At 60.6% G+C, this 17,987-nt stretch carries 18 protein-coding genes and 1 riboswitch; of the genes, 13 read left to right on the top strand and 5 right to left on the bottom strand.

Annotation, left to right across the window (positions count from 1 at the left end; all coding sequences use genetic code 11):
* Positions 1–56 precede the first annotated feature (56 nt).
* From DLM_RS13540 to DLM_RS13480, 12 genes are all read left to right on the top strand, one after another.
* Positions 57–2,126, top strand: coding sequence for a phage tail tape measure protein (locus tag DLM_RS13540; RefSeq protein ID WP_089084499.1), 2,070 nt, complete (start codon positions 57–59; stop codon positions 2,124–2,126).
* Complete coding sequence (locus DLM_RS13535) at positions 2,126–3,409, top strand: DNA circularization protein (protein WP_089084498.1); 1,284 nt, start codon at positions 2,126–2,128, stop codon at positions 3,407–3,409. The genes DLM_RS13540 and DLM_RS13535 overlap by 1 nt, the downstream gene beginning before the upstream one ends.
* Complete coding sequence (locus DLM_RS13530) at positions 3,393–4,493, top strand: phage baseplate assembly protein (RefSeq protein ID WP_089084497.1); 1,101 nt, start codon at positions 3,393–3,395, stop codon at positions 4,491–4,493. The genes DLM_RS13535 and DLM_RS13530 overlap by 17 nt, the downstream gene beginning before the upstream one ends.
* The gene (locus tag DLM_RS13525; protein ID WP_089084496.1) at positions 4,490–5,116 is read left to right on the top strand and encodes a phage baseplate assembly protein V; all 627 of its coding nucleotides are present in this window, start codon (positions 4,490–4,492) and stop codon (positions 5,114–5,116) included. The genes DLM_RS13530 and DLM_RS13525 overlap by 4 nt, the downstream gene beginning before the upstream one ends.
* Before the next feature lie 373 nt (positions 5,117–5,489).
* The gene (locus tag DLM_RS13515) at positions 5,490–5,840 is read left to right on the top strand and encodes a phage GP46 family protein (RefSeq protein WP_089084494.1); all 351 of its coding nucleotides are present in this window, start codon (positions 5,490–5,492) and stop codon (positions 5,838–5,840) included.
* Complete coding sequence (locus DLM_RS13510) at positions 5,840–6,901, top strand: baseplate J/gp47 family protein (protein WP_089084493.1); 1,062 nt, start codon at positions 5,840–5,842, stop codon at positions 6,899–6,901. The genes DLM_RS13515 and DLM_RS13510 overlap by 1 nt, the downstream gene beginning before the upstream one ends.
* Positions 6,901–7,467 (top strand): YmfQ family protein, encoded by a 567-nt coding sequence (locus DLM_RS13505; protein WP_089084492.1) that lies wholly within the window; start codon positions 6,901–6,903, stop codon positions 7,465–7,467. Before DLM_RS13510 ends, DLM_RS13505 begins: the two co-directional genes overlap by 1 nt.
* A gap of 3 nt (positions 7,468–7,470) precedes the next feature.
* On the top strand, positions 7,471–9,186 hold the full coding sequence (locus DLM_RS13500) for a hypothetical protein (protein WP_089084491.1): 1,716 nt from the start codon (positions 7,471–7,473) through the stop codon (positions 9,184–9,186).
* The gene (locus DLM_RS23515) at positions 9,186–9,695 is read left to right on the top strand and encodes a hypothetical protein (protein ID WP_197715410.1); all 510 of its coding nucleotides are present in this window, start codon (positions 9,186–9,188) and stop codon (positions 9,693–9,695) included. The genes DLM_RS13500 and DLM_RS23515 overlap by 1 nt, the downstream gene beginning before the upstream one ends.
* Entirely contained in the window at positions 9,692–9,994 is a 303-nt protein-coding gene (locus DLM_RS13490) for a hypothetical protein (RefSeq protein ID WP_197715409.1), read from the top strand. Before DLM_RS23515 ends, DLM_RS13490 begins: the two co-directional genes overlap by 4 nt.
* Positions 9,995–10,153: 159 nt before the next feature.
* Positions 10,154–10,369 carry a Com family DNA-binding transcriptional regulator gene (locus DLM_RS13485; RefSeq protein ID WP_089084490.1) on the top strand — a complete coding sequence of 72 codons (216 nt, stop codon included), beginning with the start codon at positions 10,154–10,156 and terminating at the stop codon, positions 10,367–10,369.
* On the top strand, positions 10,317–11,111 hold the full coding sequence (locus DLM_RS13480) for a DNA adenine methylase (RefSeq protein ID WP_089084489.1): 795 nt from the start codon (positions 10,317–10,319) through the stop codon (positions 11,109–11,111). The genes DLM_RS13485 and DLM_RS13480 overlap by 53 nt, the downstream gene beginning before the upstream one ends.
* 361 nt (positions 11,112–11,472) lie before the next feature.
* Here DLM_RS13480 and DLM_RS13475 read toward each other — a convergent pair whose 3' ends face one another.
* Both DLM_RS13475 and DLM_RS13470 read right to left on the bottom strand, forming a co-directional pair.
* The gene (locus tag DLM_RS13475; protein ID WP_089084488.1) at positions 11,473–11,961 is read right to left on the bottom strand and encodes a hypothetical protein; all 489 of its coding nucleotides are present in this window, start codon (positions 11,959–11,961) and stop codon (positions 11,473–11,475) included.
* A 47-nt stretch (positions 11,962–12,008) separates the two neighbouring features.
* Positions 12,009–12,758, bottom strand: a complete 750-nt coding sequence (locus DLM_RS13470; RefSeq protein ID WP_197715408.1) for a hypothetical protein — start codon at positions 12,756–12,758, stop codon at positions 12,009–12,011.
* Positions 12,759–13,786: 1,028 nt separating this feature from the next.
* On the opposite strand from DLM_RS13470, the gene DLM_RS13465 reads away from it, so the two are divergent.
* On the top strand, positions 13,787–14,455 hold the full coding sequence (locus DLM_RS13465) for a Bro-N domain-containing protein (RefSeq protein ID WP_089084487.1): 669 nt from the start codon (positions 13,787–13,789) through the stop codon (positions 14,453–14,455).
* Between the two features lie 142 nt (positions 14,456–14,597).
* Here the strand turns inward: DLM_RS13465 and DLM_RS13460 are convergent, their stop codons facing one another.
* The 3 genes from DLM_RS13460 to DLM_RS13450 form a co-directional block, all read right to left on the bottom strand.
* Positions 14,598–15,785 (bottom strand): DUF1501 domain-containing protein, encoded by a 1,188-nt coding sequence (locus DLM_RS13460; protein ID WP_089084486.1) that lies wholly within the window; start codon positions 15,783–15,785, stop codon positions 14,598–14,600.
* Between the two features lie 21 nt (positions 15,786–15,806).
* Positions 15,807–17,249, bottom strand: a complete 1,443-nt coding sequence (locus DLM_RS13455) for a DUF1800 domain-containing protein (RefSeq protein ID WP_231959855.1) — start codon at positions 17,247–17,249, stop codon at positions 15,807–15,809.
* A gap of 115 nt (positions 17,250–17,364) precedes the next feature.
* Positions 17,365–17,700 carry a hypothetical protein gene (locus tag DLM_RS13450; protein ID WP_089084484.1) on the bottom strand — a complete coding sequence of 112 codons (336 nt, stop codon included), beginning with the start codon at positions 17,698–17,700 and terminating at the stop codon, positions 17,365–17,367.
* 189 nt (positions 17,701–17,889) lie between these two features.
* Positions 17,890–17,981, top strand: a riboswitch (TPP riboswitch).
* Positions 17,982–17,987: the final 6 nt, after the last annotated feature.

The following is a 17,987-nucleotide window of genomic DNA, read 5'->3' as shown; positions in this document are numbered from 1 at the left end:
GGTGGCGGCGAGAAACGGCACATTAGATCGCAGCGCAAGAAGAAGCCACGTTAAACATGTCCCGAAACCCTGAAGTTGCCCTGACCCTCAAGGCCCGTGACGAGGCATCCCGCACCGTCTCGCGGGTCATGCAGGATACGGAGCGGCAGACCCAGCGTGCCGAGAAGGCCGTTATTGGCCTGTCGCGCGAGAGCCAGCGCATGGCCAGCGCGCGCGAGCAGCTGGGCGTGCGGGCCGAGCGAGCGATCCAGCGCGAGATCCAGCAAACCGAGGCAGCCTACAAGCGCCTGGCCAACAGCGGCACGCTATCGGCCAAGGAACAGGCCCGCGCTTATGAGGCGATGCGCGACAAGGTGGCGGGTCTGCGGCGTGAGATGGCCGGTGTGAGCCAGCTGCAGCGCGGCCTCGCTGCCGGTGCACGTGGAGTCGCGGCAGGTGTTGCCGGGGTGGCGGCCGGAGCCTACGTGGTCGGCCAGCCGGTCAAACGCACGATGGAGTACGACCGCCGCCTGGCGATGATGGCCAACACCGCGTTCGCCGAACGTGACGTGGGTGGCCGCCGAGCAGGCGTGCGTGAGTTGGACGATGCCATCAAGCGCGCGGTGCGCGAAGGCGGCGGTACCCGCGAAGGCGCAGCCGAGACGCTCGACAACCTGCTGGCCTCGGGGTCGATGAGCCAGAAGAGCGCCGTCAATCTGCTGCCCACACTGCAGAAGTATGCGACTGCTACCGGTGCTGACCCGAACGAGCTGGGCAACATCGCCATCCGGGCGATGCAGACGTTCAAGGTCAAGGAAAGCGAACTGCCGTTGGCGCTCGACATGGCGATCAAGGCTGGCCAAGAGGGTGGCTTCGAGCTGAAGGATATGTCCAAGTGGTTGCCGCAGCAGATGGCCGCTGCAAAGCAGGCCGGCATGTCTGGCATGGGTGGGCTGGCCAAGCTGCTTGCGGCCAACCAGGCGGCGGTGATCACTGCCGGTACCAAGGACGAGGCCGGCAACAACCTGGTTAACCTGCTCGCCAAGATCAACAGCCAGGACACGGCCAAGGATGCTTCGAAGATCAGTGCCAGCACCTTCCAGGAGAAAAAGAAGGGCGAGAAAGGCATCGATCTGGCCGGCACGCTGGCGGCCGCGCGCGAGAAAGGCGTGAATTCTCTGGATGCGTTCGTCGGACTGGTCGACAAGGTGGTCGGCCACGACAAGCGCTACCAGGATATCCAGACCAAGCTGAAGACAGCCAAGGGCGACGACCGCAAGGTGCTGCTGGAGTCGCAGGGCGACATCCTGCAGGGCTCGGCGGTCGGCAAGCTGATTCAGGACCGCCAGGCACTGATGGCGCTGGTCGGTTACATGGGCAACCGCGACTACGTGAAGAGCATCGAAGCCAAGCTGCCAGGTGCTGGCGGTACCGGGCAGGCCAACTTCGACATGATCGCCAGTACCGCGTCCTATCAGACCGAGCGCGCCAAGAATGAAAAGGCCATTGCAGAACAGCAGGCGTTCGACGGCCTGAGTTCGACTATCGGCTCGGTTGCCGGCAAGTTGGCTGACTACGCCCAGGCATATCCGGGCCTATCCACCGCCCTGGTAGCGGCGACCACGGCGGTGACGGCGCTGGGGGCTGCAGCAGGTGCGGCCGCCATTCCGATGATGATGATGGGTGGCGGTCCCGGCGTCGGCGGCACGATGGTAGGCCGCGCCCTGGGTGGTGCCGGGGTATTGCTCAGAGCAGGGGGCGGTGTGGCACTGGCTGGTGCGGCGGGCTATGGCGTTGGCACCGCGATCAATGCGGGCATCACTGGCGTGCTGACCGCTACCAACGGTGGCAAAGAACGCACGCTGGGTACGTGGCTGTATGACCTCTTCAACGGTGACCAGGACGCCAAGCTGCTGGCCCCTACGCCGATGACAAAGCGCAATGCCCCAAGCATCGCTGCGCCGATCCCGCAGCTGGATATGCTGCAGTCTGCCGTCAACGCTTCGACCAAGTTGGATCTGGCTGCCCAAAAGATGCAGCAGGCCACCAGTACCCCGATCCCGGTCACGGTCACTGTCGACGTGCAGAACGGCAACATCGTCGCGTCCGTGAACGCGGCCAACGCCCAAACCGCAAGGAGACACTGATGGCCTGGGCCGATACCCTGCTTGACGCCTCGTTCCGGGGCATCACCTTTGACTGCCTGCGCACCCAGGACAGCGTACAACGCGACACCGCCAGCCACGAATACCCATACCTGGACGGCGCGGACGTGGAAGACCTTGGCCGCAAGGCGCGTCATATCACCATGTCGGCAGTGTTCTTCGGCAAGGACTATGAGAACCGGCTGCAGACGTTCATCAAGGAGCTGGATAAGCCTGGCCACGGCGAGCTAATCCACCCGGTGTTCGGCAGCATCAAGCAAGCCCAGCTTACCGACTACCAGGTCGGCCACGATGCCGACAACCCGGACTACTGCACGGTCGAGCTGACTTTCGTCGAGGCCACGCCGGGCAACCCGTTCTTCGTCCAGCAACTGCCGGCCCAGAAGGCCGAAGCCGTGAGCCAGCTCGCTGCAACGAGCCGCGCCAACGGCATTGAGGCATTCGCCAAGGCGCTCGACGGACTCAAGAGCATCAAGGGCAACCTGTCGCGACTGAACGCGCTGCGCGACATGATGACCGGCACGCTGGGCGCGATCCGCAGCCAGGTACAGGGCATCATCGGTACCACTCTTGACCTGATCGACTACCCGCGTGCCTTCGCCAGCGATGTGATGAGCTTGGTCAGCGGTATAGCCGATCTGCGCGGCTTCGACGTCGGTGTGATCCAGTCCGACTGGAAGAGTCTGGTCGGGCAGTTCGACAACGTGGTGGCCTTGCCCAGCAAGGTGTCGGCCGGCTCGGCGTCGACGGGAGGCAGTTCGGGCAGTGGCGGCACTGGTGGAGGAGTTGTCGCCGACGCCAAGCCCATCCCGGCCAAGCCGGAGGACATCGCCCTGGTGACGGCCCTGGTGCAGATCTCTGCGGCCACCACCCTGGCCGAGACCGCTGGCCAGATCCTCGCGGCGGAGGCCGAGCAGCCGACGCTGTCGCCCCAGGAGGTCGAGCACATTGCCAACGACGTGCGCGACACGCTGCAGCAGGTGATCGAGGCGCACCGCGACCTGTTCTCGGTCGAAGACGCCCGCCCGGTGACCGAGGCGCTGAAAGACACCGCTCTGGGCGTCCAGGAAGCAGCCGTCGCGGTGATCGAGGCACTACCGCCCTTGGTGACCCGCACTGTCGATGCGCCGGGCAACCTGCACCTGGTCGCTTTCCGCTGGTACGGCGATTACACCCGTGCCCAGGAGCTGGCCCGTCTCAACCCCAAGCTGACTAACCCAAACGCCCTGCAGGCGGGAGACACCCTCTATGCCTACGCCCGATAACACCGTCAGCCTGCTGATCGGTGGTCGCTTCCACAGTAAGTGGACCAGCTACGAGATCGACTCGGATCTGCTGATCCCGGCTGATGCCTGGCGCGTTGATCTTGGCCTTCCCCAAGGGCAGTTCCCACCCATCGTCACGGAAGGCGCGGCCGTCCAGGTGCGCATCGGCCGCGATACCGTATTGACCGGCCGCATCGACGACATCGATGACGACGTCGACAAGAGCAGCCACACCCTGAGCATCAGCGGCCGTGACAGCGCCGCCGTGCTGACCGACTGTTCCGCGCCGATCTTCACTGCCAAACAGGTGACGCTGGCCGAGGTGGTGGCCAATGTGGTCAAGCCGCTGGGCATCAGCAAGATCCGCATCGACGCCGACAAGGCGCGCACTGCCGAGAAGGTCAATGTCGAGCCAGGCGACACCGCTTGGGACACACTGGTGCACGCGGCCGAGGCCAACGGGCTGTGGCCGTGGTTCGAGCCGGACGGCACGCTGGTGATCGGTGGACCGGATTACAGCAAGCCGCCAGTAGCCAGCCTGGTGATGAAGCGCGACGGCAAGAGCAACAACTTGATCAGTCTGAGACGCACGCGCAGCATGGCCGAGCGCCACTCGGACATCACCGTGCTGGGCCAGGCGCACGGCACGGCAGTTGAGAACGGCAAGCACGCACTGAAAAGCACCGTGCGTGATGCCGGCGTGGCGACCTACCGCCCCCGGATCGTGGTCGACCACGACGCCGAGAATACCGATACCGCCCGTGCCAGGGCGCGCAAGCTGCTGTCGGACTCTCGCCTCAAGGGCTTCACCCTGGTGGCCAAGGTCAGCGGCCACCGCACCAGTGACGGCCTGCTGTGGCAGCCAGGGCAGCGCATCCACGTAGTGAGTGAGCCGCACGAGATCGACGCGGTGTTCTTCCTGATGGCGCGCAAGTTCCAGGGCGGCCGAGGAATTGGGAGAGTCACCACGCTGACGCTCAAGGAAGACGGCGTTTGGGTGCTCGACGCCCATCCTCACAAACGCAAGCACCGTCGGGGCAAGAACAGCTCGGCAGGCTTGGAAGCCGTGGATGTGACGCAATGATCAACGAAATCGACAAGCGCATCCGCCGTGCGATGGCGGGGGTGCGGCAAGCATTCCGGGGCGTGCTGACGCGGGTCAACAGCGGCCCGGCTGTGCAGCTCGCCCAGGCCGATGGGCTGGCCGGCGAGCGGCTGCAGGACAACGAGCTGTTCCAGCACTACGGGCTGACCAGCAACCCGCCGCCCGGCTCAATGGCGGTCATCCTCCCGGTCGGCGGCAAGACCAGCCACGGCATCGTGATTGCCACCGAGCACGGCAGCTACCGGCTGAAGGCACTCAAAACAGGAGAGGTCGCACTCTATACCGACGAGGGTGCCAAGATCGTGCTCAAGCGCGGTCGCCTGATCGAGACCGACTGCGACGTGTTTAAAGTCAACTGCAAGACGTGGGAAGTAAACGCCACCGACAAGGCCGACTTCAATACACCGGCCCTGACAGCCAGTGCTGTGGTGACAGCCAAAGGGCAGATCAATGGCAACGGCGGGATGGCCATCAAGGGTGGAAATGGGGCGCATGTAGAAGGCACTCTGGAAGCGACGGTAGATGTGATTGCTGCCGGCAAAAGCGGTGCGCATCATAAACATCCAGGTGATTCTGGTGGAGTCACTGATGAGCCAATCTGAGAATTTAGCTGAAATCCCCTCTGTTTTGCTTCGGAGAGAAAGGAGACAATCTGTTTTCTAACTCAGCAAAGCGAGAAAAAAGTTATGCCAGAACACAGTAAATACAATGTCGAAGATCTCGTTAAACGCCTTGAGGCAAAGCAGGAGCAGCTCTTTAAGGTGATTCGAGGAACCGAGCTATCCGAGCACGACTTGCAAATGCGTGGTGTCTCAACCTCAATTCCTCAAGTGCGTGTTTCAGGCCGTGACATTCGGCTGTGTGTCGACGAGTACGTAGCCCTCTTAAAAGAAGTACGTACCTTGGCCAAATAGCACATATCACTGAAGCCTATCGGCTAACCACCCATACCACCATGCCCCGACAATTCGGGGCATGGACGCTTTAATCGACCCGCAAACTGGCGACTATGCCGGTTCCCGCACTGACACTCTGGCCAACGCGGTCTACCTGCGGCTGATGACGCCGCTGGGTAGCTACTGGGCCGACCCGACCTTGGGTTCGCGCCTGCACGAGCTGCAGCGCGAGAAGGATGTCAGCCGTGTGGCCGTGTTGGCGCGCCAGTACGCCGAGCAGGCGCTGGCCCCGCTGGTCAAGGACGGCCGCGCCGATAGCATCACCGTCACGACCTCTCGCCAGCAGCCCGGCTGGCTGGAACTCCACATCGAAGTGGAAGACGCCAGCGGCCGCGTCCAGCGCTTCCAGCATCCGGTGAGGGTCGCCTGATGCCGTTTACTGTTCCCGCCTTCTCCACCATCCGCGACGCGCTGCTGCGCGACCTGAAGAACCAGTTGCCCGACGCCGACGTCGGCCCGGACAGCGACTACTTCATCCGTGCCACCTCGGTGGCCAGCGCCGTCGAGGGGCTGTACCAGCACCAGGCGTGGATCGTTCGCCAGATTTTCCCGGATACTGCCGACCGCGAGTACCTCGAGCTGCATGCCCGCACGCGGGGTTTGACCCGCAAAGTGGCAGTAGCCTCCCAGGGCCAGATCAGCGTCGCCGGCACACCAGGTGCGGCGGTTCCGTCCGGCCTCACGGCCAAGCTGGGTGACCTGACCTATGTCACCACCCAAGCCGGCGTGATTGACGCCAACGGCGTGGCCACGGTAACGGCGGTTGCCAGCACAGTCGGTACGGCCGGGAATGCCTCGGCGAATGCTGTTGTCGAACTGACGGCCGCACCATCTGGCGTCACCAGCCAAGCGACCATCGTCAACATGACCGGCGGCGTCGACGAGGAGTCGGACGGCGAGCTGCTGGCACGTCTGCTGGAGCTGATCCGCCGCCCACCAGCCGGGGGCAACAAATATGACTATCGGCGCTGGGCGATGGAAGTGGCCGGCGTGACGGCCGCCTTCGTCTACCCGTTACGCCGTGGTCTCGGTACCGTCGACGTGGTGATCACCTCGGCCGGTGCGCTGCCATCGGCCACCACCATCACTGCCGTGCAGGACTACATCGACGATGTGCGGCCGGTGACGGCCAAGAACAGCCTAGTGCTGGCCCCAACCCTGAAAGTGGTCAACGTCACCGTATCTGTGCAGCTGTCCGGCATCACGCTGGCGGTAGCCCAGGCCCAGATCGAAGCTGCACTCGGCATCTACTTCAACCAGTTGGCCCCCGGCGAGGCTGCGATCAAGAGCCGCATCGAAGCGCTGGTCTCCGACCTATCCGGAGTGGTCGACCGTGCAGTGACGCTGCCAGCGGCCAACGTGGTGCCGACCGTGGACGCCAGCATGGTCGAGTGGGTGAGGCTAGGCACCGTCACGGTGGTGGCGCTGTGATGGCGGGCCATGCCGAACTGCTAGCCCTGCTGCTGCCGCCGGTAAGTTACGCGCCCACTGGCTCGGTCCTGCGGGCCGAACTGCTGGCCGAGGGCCAGGCGCTCGACACCTCTCTCACCAGTGCCGACCACATCCAGGGAGCGATAACACCGTTCTTCGCTGAACAACTGCTGCCGGACTGGGAACGCGTCTGCGGTATCACGCCGCCGGCCGATGCGGCCTACCAGCAGCGTCTGCAGGCTGTGCTGGCCAAGCTGGCCGAAACAGGTGGTTTGAGTATTCCGTACTTCACCCGCCTGGCGTCCAGCCTTGGCTACACCATCACCATCGCCGAACTGGAGCCGTTTCGCGCCGGCGTCAGCCATGCCGGTGATCCGCTCTATGTCGAGGACATTCAGTGGGTGTGGCAAGTGGTGGTGGCCAGCCAGAGCCGCAGCTACCTGTTTCGGGCTGGACAGTCCGTGGCGGGCGAGCGCCTGACCTCCTTTGGTGACCCGGTCATCGAATCCGTGATCGGCGACCTGAAGCCGGCACATACCTTCGTTTATTTCGCCTATCAGGGGTAAACCATGCAGAAGATCAACACCGCCGATGGCCTATTCGTAGACGGCAATCCGAGCACAGGGGCGCTGGGTACTATCCTGACCGCCGCTTGGCTGAACATGTTTCAGGCCGAGGTTATCTCGGTGCTCTCTGCAGCAGGCATCGCCATTGATGGAGCCAAGTCGGACCAACTCGCCACCGCCATCCAGACCCTGCTGCGCGGCAAGGCCACTGTCAACGTCGCCGGCGGGGTAAGCGTCAACTTGGCTGCAGCCCAGTACGGCATGCCAATTCTCATTCTGACCGGTGCACTGACCGCCAATATCAACCTGATTTTCCCGGCGATCAGCGGCGCGTGGATTGTGCGCAACCAGACCACCGGCAACTTCACCGTTACCTGCAAGACACAGGCCGGTAGCGGGGTGGTAGTTAGCCAGGGCTGCAGCAATGCCCTGTGGGGAGACGGTACCAGCATCTACGCTGAGCAGACCGACTGGGCCAATATTGTGTCGCAGGCCGCGACCGCCTTCACCTCTGGCGGTGCTGCGCCTAGCTTCACGCTTACCCCGTCGCCGGCACTACAGGGCTATGCCGTACCTCAGCGTTTCCGGGTCAAGTTCCACGCCGCTGGCGCTGGCGCGGACACGCTCAACGTGTCGGGCCTTGGTGCCAAGTCGATCAAACAGTATGACAGTGCAGGCAATAAGGTTGCGGCCGTCATTGTGGCGAACCAGTTGGCGGACGTTGAGTACGACGGCGTGGATTTTGTGATCCTTGACCCGCTGCCAGTTGCGACTGCTTCGATACCGGCAGCACGCAAAGCCCTGAAGTCCGCATCCGTCGCACCCATTAGCCTGATCGGCACTACAACTAGCGGAAGTAATCAACTCACCGCCGCCAGTACCACCGCTGGGCTGATTGCGAATGGCACCTATATCACAGGCGCGGGCATTCCGGCCGGTACGTATATCACGGCGATCAATGGAACCACGCTGACACTCTCGGCCAACGCGACAGCGTCAGCTGCAGGGGTTGCGCTTACGGCCTATACCCTCAACAACCGCACGACATCAGCAGATGCGGTGACGGTGACGGACGGGGCCAGCTACAAGACGCTGCTCAATGTCAGCGTGACCGGCAACATCGGCACGGTCGGTGCCAACGGACTCGATACTGGTGTGCTGGCGGCGAGTACCTGGTACTACGAGTTTGTCATCTACAACCCGACGATTGCTACTACGGCCAAGCTCTACTCGTTGTCTCTTTCTGCCCCAACACTGCCGGCTGGGTACACGATGTTTGCACGGACAGGTTCGGTACGCACGGATGCGAACAAGATCCTGATGTACACGCTGCAGATTGATCGACGCTCACAATATGTCGTTGCCTTGGGCACTAACGTAGCTGCGTTACCGCTGATGGCGAGCGGTACTGCCGGTAGCGTCTCAACTCCAACCTATGTAGGCATCGCCACAGCTAACTTTGTGCCGACTACTGCATCTCGTATTCAGGTCTCTGGCGGTAGCGTCACTGGTAACCAGCCGGTTATATGCGGTCCAAACGTCGCATATGGTGCATCTGGCTCACAAACCGCGCCACCTCTTGATAACAACGTAGCGGGCGGTCCGTATACAGCTGTGCGAGTGACGGTCGAGTTTGCTCTCGAATCCTTGAATATCTACTGGGCATCATATGGCTCCGGTGGGTACATCCAATGCCTCGGTTGGGAGGACAGCATCTAATGAGTTACTGCTACAGCAACGACGGCCAATCCATGCGAGCTGTTGATCTGGATTATCAGGCTCAGGACGGCGAGGTGGTTTTCGACCATTACGCGACCGATGACGAGTTGAATGCCGCATTCCTCGGTCGCATAGGCCAGCGTTTGATCAACCTGCGTACTAGCCACCTTGGTGAAATCAACGCCCATGCGGCCAAACTTTTGGCCACCTTGTCTGCCAACTACCCTGAAGGAGAGGTGCAAAGCTGGAGTCAGCAGACTAAGGAAGCCGACGCGCTGGCGGCTAATCCCGATGCACCCACGCCGCTACTGTCGGCTATCGCCACCGCGCGCGGCCTGAGCGTGGGGAATCTGGCCATGCGGGTGCACGCCAAGGCAAATGCTTACGCGCGCGCCAGTGGCCAAATCATCGGTCAGCGCCAGGCGATGGAGGATGCACTGTTGGCTATCGATTTGAGCGCCCAGGATGCAGTGGCGCAGATGGAGGCAGTGCAATGGCCCACCGCTTGATCCTACTCGGTCTATGGCTTGCCTCGCTGCTGGCGGTGGCTCTGGCTTTGGCCATGTCGCTACTGCAACTGCTCGCCGGTAACCGTCGTGCGGTGCGGGTGTTTGTCGGGGCTGACCAGACGCTGAATGCCGCTATTGGAGGTAGTGAGGACGAGACCATTAGCTCACGGGCGGGCAAAGGAGCCAAGCGCGGCATCTGGCGCTACTGCCTGCTATGCCGCCTGCTGGATAGGGTCGATCCGGGGCACTGCGAGCGTAGCATTGAGCCGGACGAGGGAGGGCCGTTACCGAAGCGATAGATAGAGTAGTGGAGAGACAGCGGCCTGGAGGGTGTTAGAGCACCCACCCGGCCAGCTGACCCGCAGACCATACCTGCAAGTCACCCCAAGGCTGCCGCTTTCGACGTCAAAAGCGCGTCAAGTCTAGCGGAATAATTGTCACCCGATAAGGGCTTGCAGATGTTTAACACCGATATTCGCTGTGGCCAGTGCGGCCGCAAGCTGGCCTCTGGCCGTTACCTAGAACTGACCATCAAGTGCCCGCGCTGCCGGGCCATGAACCATCTGAAGGCCGAGAGCCTCCCCACTGAGCGCCCAGGAGCGCCCCAACCAGGAGAATCCGATGGACGCCAGTCCGATCATCCCTTGGCTGGGCGGCAAACGACGCCTGGCTGACAAGCTGATGCCCTTGTTTCCGAAGCATGAGTGCTACGTGGAGCTGTTCTGCGGAGGCGCGGCGCTGTACTTCCTGCGCCACGTCCCTGCCTCGGTCGAAGTACTGAACGACGTGAACGGGGAGTTGGTGAACTTGTATAGAGTGGTGCAAAGCCACATGGAAGAGTTCGTACGCCAGTTCAAGTGGGCGATCAGCAGTCGCGAGGTGTTCAAGTGGCAACAGATGACCCGCCCGGAGACGCTGACCGACATCCAGCGAGCTGCACGCTTCTACTACCTGCAGCACCACGCGTTTGCGGGCAAGGTAACCGGCCAAACCTTCGGTACCGCCACCACTGGCCCGGCGATCAACCTGTGCCGGATCGAGGAGAACCTCAGTGCGGCACACCTGCGCCTGGCCGGTACTTACGTCGAGCACCTATCGTGGCAGGACTGCCTGAAGCGCTACGACCGGCCGCATACCTTCTTCTATGCCGATCCGCCGTACTGGCAGACCGAAGGCTATGGCGTGCCATTCAAGTTCGACCAGTACGAGCAGTTGGCCGAGGCGATGCGGACGTGCAAGGGTAAGGTGATGGTGAGCATCAACGACCACCCTGACATTCGGGCAGCCTTTGCCGGTTTCTGGATGGAGGGGGTAGACATCAAGTACAGCACGGCCAACGCTCACGGTGCGCCTGAAACCAGCCGGGAGCTGGTGATTACCAACTGGGAACCTGAAGCGCTGGGCGGGTTATTCTAAAAACAAAACCCCGATAATATTCTACCTGAAAAGCCTTGCATGCCAAGGCCGGAAGCAACAAGCCCCGCTTTGTGCGGGGCTTCGTGACAATTAACGCGCAAATCAGTGGCGACGTGCTGTTAGGCGGCGGTGCCAAAATTAGCGCAAACTGGTGCCAAAATGCGCGCCGCGTTACAGCTTGACGGGGCCCGTGGGCGAATTGGTGCGGTGGAGAGTCAAGTAATGTGGGGGCTTCGTGTGCCGAGTCAGAACTACTGCAAAGTGAAACGTCTGCTATCGACCCAGAGCAATCGGAACCTTCATGAAAAGCGGACACTCAAGCCGCGCTCCGCTTTTTCCTTACAGCGCCTTGTTATGTGCATCATGATTTCGGAATCATTCTTAGCGCTTTAATTCTTTCGTCATGAGCGGCTTCGGAACCAATGAATGTATTAGTAATAAAGACTGATACTGCTTGCCCAGAGTGAATTTTCTTTATTCTCTCTTTCGCTGCGTACACATGCTTAAGGCGAGAATAAACATCTTCCCACCAATCTTTACCATACTTTCTTATAAGGAGATTCTTTATCTTGTACATTCTTTTCTTACTATTTGAGCTTTCATCAGAAGCTATGAGGCTAGCCCAGATCATCCGCTTATGCAGATCATCCGGAATGCAGCCTTGTCGCTCAAGCTGCTCAATTACATCAGGGTGTAAATAGAGCTTGTTCTCATAAATCATCCTACGAACCCATAGAGGCTGCGCTCTCTCATATACCTCTGCCACTTCAGGCCTAGAAAAGCCTTGAACATGATCCTTCCATGTTTCTAGCGCATCTATTTCGCTCAATTTTCTAGATAGTTCTTCCATGGCATCCCCGAACAGATAACGTATAGCTGGCTGGGCACAACGTGACTTTATCGCGTAGCGTCCATCGACTGAAAGGAGCGAGGTTGAGCTCCGGAATAGGCATTTTCTTCCACAAGAGTAACACTGAAATCCGTTATTTCTTTTAAGTTTGGAAATTCTTCACTGCGCTTACCCCACCAGTAAATGGATTCTCGGTACAGCAAATATAAAAACTTGTGATACTTCTGATAAAACACACTGAGGCTGAGAGTTGATGCACGCTCATAAGCAACATGTCCTACCGCCTTATTTCTGAACTCTCTGAAGTCTTTCGCGAAATCAGAAGGGACGGTAATTTCGTAGCAGCTAATATGATTCACCCAAGAGGGAGCCGTGCCATTTCTTATAGAATCTCGGTACTGATCCATAATTCGCTGAGCATGATGCATTACATAGCCTTCAATTATTTTTATTCGTTGATCGCCTCTTTTATTTGTAATGTCAGTGTTCTTAGCGTCGCGAGCATGACACCCCATGAGAAATTCGTATAAATGATGAATGAAGCTTGTATAAGCGTTGTAGGCTTTGAAAGAAAGCTCTCGTGTTTGCCCTTGAATTATCATCTGTTCAGCATGTTTGCAAAAATCTTTAAAAGCATCGTCGCACCTCAAGAACTCGTGAGTTAGCACGGTACAGTGATCGTTATCTATTTCATCGCCTGCCTCAAATTTCACCGTCACCCCCACTCTTAACGTAATACTTGAGAGGCGCGAAGGCGGCAAACGAAGTTTGCTGTCGGAGCGTCCTTCTCGAAGCATTTGTTGGACATCAATTGAGACCCACTTTCGTGAACTTTTTCTTGAACTTCTCCAGCTTGCTATGAATCGCCCCCGCTTTAATAGAGATGTTTTAGGCTGCTTTCTACGTGACAGCAGCCTTCTTCTATCTGGTGTGCGATAGACGGCTAAGGCCGATCTTGAGACCTTGGTTCCAGATCTCGGCAATGACCGCATCTGGCCGACATCAGCCATTTTAGCGCAATGGCATTAACATATCCTTAGCCTACATCAGCACTCCATCTACACCGTACTTCTCTACCGCAAGCACCGCATCAACGCGCCCACCGGCCCCATCAAGCATGCCGACAGGTGGCCGGGGCGAGGTTTTAAGCGCCTGCAATGTCTGAGCGATTTGACGTTAGCAAATCGCGAGTTCAGGCGCGCCTCGCACCGGACGGGGCCTGTCGGGTAGCCGCAGGCCATCCTTGCTGGGTGGCCTTTAGGGATGAAAGGGATCTTTGGCCAAGCAAAGATCCCTTTCCCGTCCGCCGCGCGGAAGCGGCACTCAAATCATCATCCGCGTGAGCGGATGCAAAACCTGATGATTTCCGCCACTTCAACTCGCACCGTGGCGGAACGCCCCGGTAACTCCGGGGCTTCCGCCCTACGGACTGGTACTTTGCCAACGCCATGCGCGGTGAGGATTTTTCCTGCAAGGTGCTGGCATGTGCCTAGTGGTATTGCAGGTAAATCCGAAACGCCGACATACCTGCACATCTTGTCAGTGCCTGCTGCAGTCCTTACCCTTGTCGTCCTGCTGTCAGGTTCTTAGTCTTGGCCTCCTGTGCGTAACAACACAGCATGGGTTTGGCGACCCTGGCATATGGCAGGCAACTGCTCCGGTAGTTGTTTGTTGCACTCGTGTACCTTCATGTCTTCAATGGCGGGCCGGGTGGGGAGACCTTACGGTCTGCCGGGTCCATGTGCCGGTTCGCCAGCCCCGCTTTGGCTTGCCACCCGTCTGGCGAAGGGTGGCAATGACTCGTTTGCCACATGGAGCTTCTGAAATGAAAAAAGCACCACCTCTCCGTAGTACCTCCCCGCCCATCCAGTTGCGCTTCAACAAGAAAACCCTTGGTGTCTTTCCATTGGCACAAGGCCCGCGCTTTGTCGCGGCCGATATCGCCAAACTGCTCAAATACCGGGATGAAACCGCCCTGCAAACCGCGCTGGGCAAGAAGGCCGGTTGCCTGCTGACGCCCGCCAGCGGCCCGGCCCTGCTTACCCTGAGCGAAACAGAACTGCGCGATGTCCTGCGTACCTGCGGCAAACCACAAGCAAGACAACTGCAAGACTGGCTGGACGATACCTTGCTGCCGGTCTTGCGCAAGGAGACAGGGCCAGACCACGACAAGCTGCAACTGGCCTATGCCCTGGCGGATGAAGCGGCGCGGCAGGTGGGGCAGGCGGTATGGGCGTCGGTACTGGCCGGGGAGACGGAGTGGCAGCAGTCGCGCTGGCTGGTTTCCTTGCATTATCAGGCCGAGCAGGGACAGCGGCGGCCATCCGGCAAAACAGTAGCCTTGCAGAGCGAGGTGAGCACGCTGGCGGCTTTGGCTGATTGCGTGGCGGCAGGCGGGACGCTACCGGTGAGCACGCGTGAGCTGATCAAACTGGCGGCAGCGTGCCATTTGCGCCTGGCCGAGCGCATGCAAAAGCAGGCGCTGCGGGCTTAGGCCGGTTTACCGCATGTCCGTGCTTGCCTTGTGGCGGTGTGCGTTGCGATGGCGATTGCCATTGGCGGCCTGTCTTGGTTTGGGGCTTGGGGCCTGATGTTGTGGGCCATGCTTGCTGCGCACTTGGCTTGCTGCGGCTGGCTCAGGCCCGCAGCAGCGGCAGCCGGCCAAAGCGCTGGCCGAACAGGCTGCTGGCGTCCTTGCCCCACCAGTCTTGTACCACGGTGCTATATAGCTGGCGGAAGTCGATGGCGTAGGGCAGGTTGCCATCGCTCAGCCCGGCCAGTGGGGCGGTCTGGCCGTACAGACCGCCCTTGACGCGGCCGCCCAGCAGGAAGTGGCTGTTGGCGGTGCCGTGGTCGGTGCCGCGATTGCCGTTTTCGCGCGGGCGGCGGCCAAATTCGGCATAACTCAATACCAGGGTGTCGTCCCAGCGGCCTTGGGCCTGCATACGGGTTTTGAGCAGGGCCAGTCCGTCGGCCAGTTCGCCCAGCAGGCGGGCCTGGGTGGGCTGCTGGTTGCCGTGGGTGTCGAAGCCGGTAAGGGTGATGCGCGCCACGGCAATGCGGGTGCCGTTTTGCAGGATATCAGCCAGGGTGTTGATGGCCTGGGCAAAGCCGCCTGCGGCCTTGGGAGGTGCGGTGGGGGCGTCGGCCGGGTTGGCTGGCGGTTTCATGGGCGCTTGTTGCAGGGCGCTGGCGGCGGTGCGGATGTCGCCTTCCACTTTCAGGATGTGGGACAGCGCGCTGCTGTGCGCGCCGGCTTGCTGGTCTGCCGCCAGCTTGGCTTGCCGGGCAAAGTCTTGCGGATTGCTCAGCACCACGGCGCGGGCGCCGCCATCCAGCGGGCCCAGGTTCTGGCTGGACAGCACCACGCCATCGGCAGCAAAACCGGGCGGGGTGGGCTGGCTGCGAAACAGGCGGGTGAGCCAGCCTTCGCCCAGATACTGGTTGCTGGCCGAGGCGGTTTCCCAGATTTCGATGGAACGGAAGTGGGACAGATTGGGCTCCGGGTAGCCTACGCCTTGCAGCACGGCCACTTCGTGGTTTTGCCACAGCGGCAGCAGGCTGTGCATGGCCGGGTGCAGGCCCACTTGTTCGCTCAGTTGCAGCACTTGCGGGCGGGCAATGCCGATGCTGGGGCGCAGGCGATAGTAGTCGTCGCTGCTGTAGGGGATGACGGTATTGAGCCCGTCATTGCCGCCCTTGAGTTCCACCAGTACCAGCAGGCGCTGGTAGCCGGCCGGGGCCAGTGCATAGCTGAGATTGGGCAGTACCGATACCAGCAGGCCGGCACCCATGGCTTTGAGAAATTCGCGGCGTTGAAACATGGCAGCTTCCTTGTGGGCGGTTCAGTGTACCTGGTAGGCCGGGTCCAGCAGCAGCGGGGCAATGGCCTGTGCGCCGGTCATGTCGGCAGGCAGCGGCTGGGCCGGGGGTACGGCCAGCAGCAGGCGCGTGGCATCTGCAGCAGTGTTGACGTGGTAGATGGCGGCCCATTCGTCCGGTTGCAGCTTGATGGGGCGCAGCCCGGCCTGCACCAGGCGGCGGATGCGGGCTTCGCGGCCACGTTGTTCGTCCATCTGGCCATCGGCCATGACAAAGCTGTTGCGGATGGGGGCGGCGTCGTGGCTCAGGCGGTCGAGAAACTGTTTGCGGGTGAGCAGGGTGGTGCTGTTGATCCAGGCGTCGCCACCGGGCCAGCCTTTGACATTGGGCGGGTTGAACACGTCCTGCCCCAGTTGGCGGTTAAGTCCGGCCAGTGCGCGCCAGTCCGGCGGGGTGAGGTCGAAAGTCACCAGCGTGCCTACGGTCAGTTCCACCGGCGATTTCACCAACTGGCCCTGGCTGTTCCAGAAGGCCGGGGTCAGCAGCATGGCACGCAGCAACGGGCGGATTTCGTAATTGTCGCGGTAGAACAGCGCGGACAGGCGCTGGATGTCGGCCTCGTTCGGCGCGGGGGAGACCAGGTATTTCCATAGCTTGAGGGTGACAAAGCGCGCGGTTTGCGGCTTGCGCAGCAGCATGTCCAGCACGTCGTCGCCATCAAAATTGCCTTGCTGGCCAAAGATGGTCTTGTCGCCGTTGTCATGCAGATTGGGCCGGTAGACAAACTGGAAGTCCTTGTCCAGCGACCAGCCGGTAAAGGCGCGGGCGGCCTGGCGGATGTCCTGCTCGCTGTAATGGCCTTCGCCCAGGGTGAATAGCTCCATCACCTCGCGGGCAAAGTTTTCATTGGGCTGGCCCTTGCGGTTATTCACCGTGTCCAGGTAGCGCATCATGGCCGGGTCGCGGGCGATGGTGTGTAATAGCTGGCCGAAATTGCCCAGCGCCTGACGGCGCAGCAGCACATTCTGTTGATACATCAGCTGCGGCACGCCCACCTTGTCCAGCGCGGAAACAAAATGGTTGTGCCAAAACAGCGTCATCTTTTCGGCTAGCGGGCTGGGGCTGATGCGCATTTCCTCCAGCCACCAGCCGCGCAGTTCCTGCGCATGTTCGTTGCGCTCTTTTTGCAGGGCTTTCTTTTCGTCTTCGCTCAGATTGGTTTTGCCCGGCCGATCGAAGGGTTCATTCACCCAGGCGGGCGGGGCGGTGAGGGCGCTATAGCTGACGTGATCGAGCAGCCGGTCCACCGCCTGCTGGCGGCTGAGCGGTGCATACAGGGCAATTTGCGCCGGATTGGCCCCGAAACCGGTGCGGGACAGCAAGTGGCGCGCACCGGCCTCGCCGATGCCGGCCCAGGCCTGCAGCGGTAGCAAAGCGAGCAGTAGCAGACGGATGACACAGTTCACGGTTGGCCTCGCAGCAAAAACCGACCGGCAGCACGGCATGGCAGGGGAAGCCTGCAGCCTGTGCTGCGCGGTTATTTCAGACAGGGCTGGCTGGCAGCCAGCTTACGGCTGGATTTTACTTGCCGATTTCCTTGCTGACGGTGTTTTCTTCCCGGTTAAGGGTTTTTTGTTCCTGCTTGGTGATATGGCCATGGTGCAGGCGGGCATCGGCACGTTCCTGGCGGCGGATGGCGCGGTCTTGCTGGTGCAGTTGCTGCGCTTGTTGCTTGCTGATTTCGCCTTCCTTGCGTTCCTGGTGAATACGCTTGTCCTGATTGGCCAGACGGTGGTTCACCTCGGCACGGCGCGGATGCTGTTTTTGCCATGCGGTTTCGGCCGAGGCGGTGGCGGACAAGGTGGCAAAGCTGAGGGCAGACAGGCTGATCAGCATGAGGCGGGTGGTCAGTTTCATGGTGGTGCTCCCTGGGTGATCTGTTGCAACTGGGCTTGAACAAGCGTGCTGTTGTTGTGCGGTCATCTTGGCCGGAAAGTGTGTACAATCCATTTTCTGCTGGCGGCAGGGTGTTAATTTCCGTGAAAAATCGGTAACGCCTTGTAAGCAACAATGTCAGCAAACATGTCGGCGTGTGTCATTGGCCACGTCAATCACCAGGGGTGCCCCGTGCGGGCTGAGAAACACCCTAGAACCTGAACTGGATAATGCCAGCGGAGGGAGCGTGATGCAGAAGGACCCACCAT

This window comes from Aquitalea magnusonii, assembly GCF_002217795.2.
GTDB classification, from domain to species: domain Bacteria; phylum Pseudomonadota; class Gammaproteobacteria; order Burkholderiales; family Chromobacteriaceae; genus Aquitalea; species Aquitalea magnusonii_B.
This window is presented reverse-complemented; position numbering and strand designations above follow the sequence as displayed.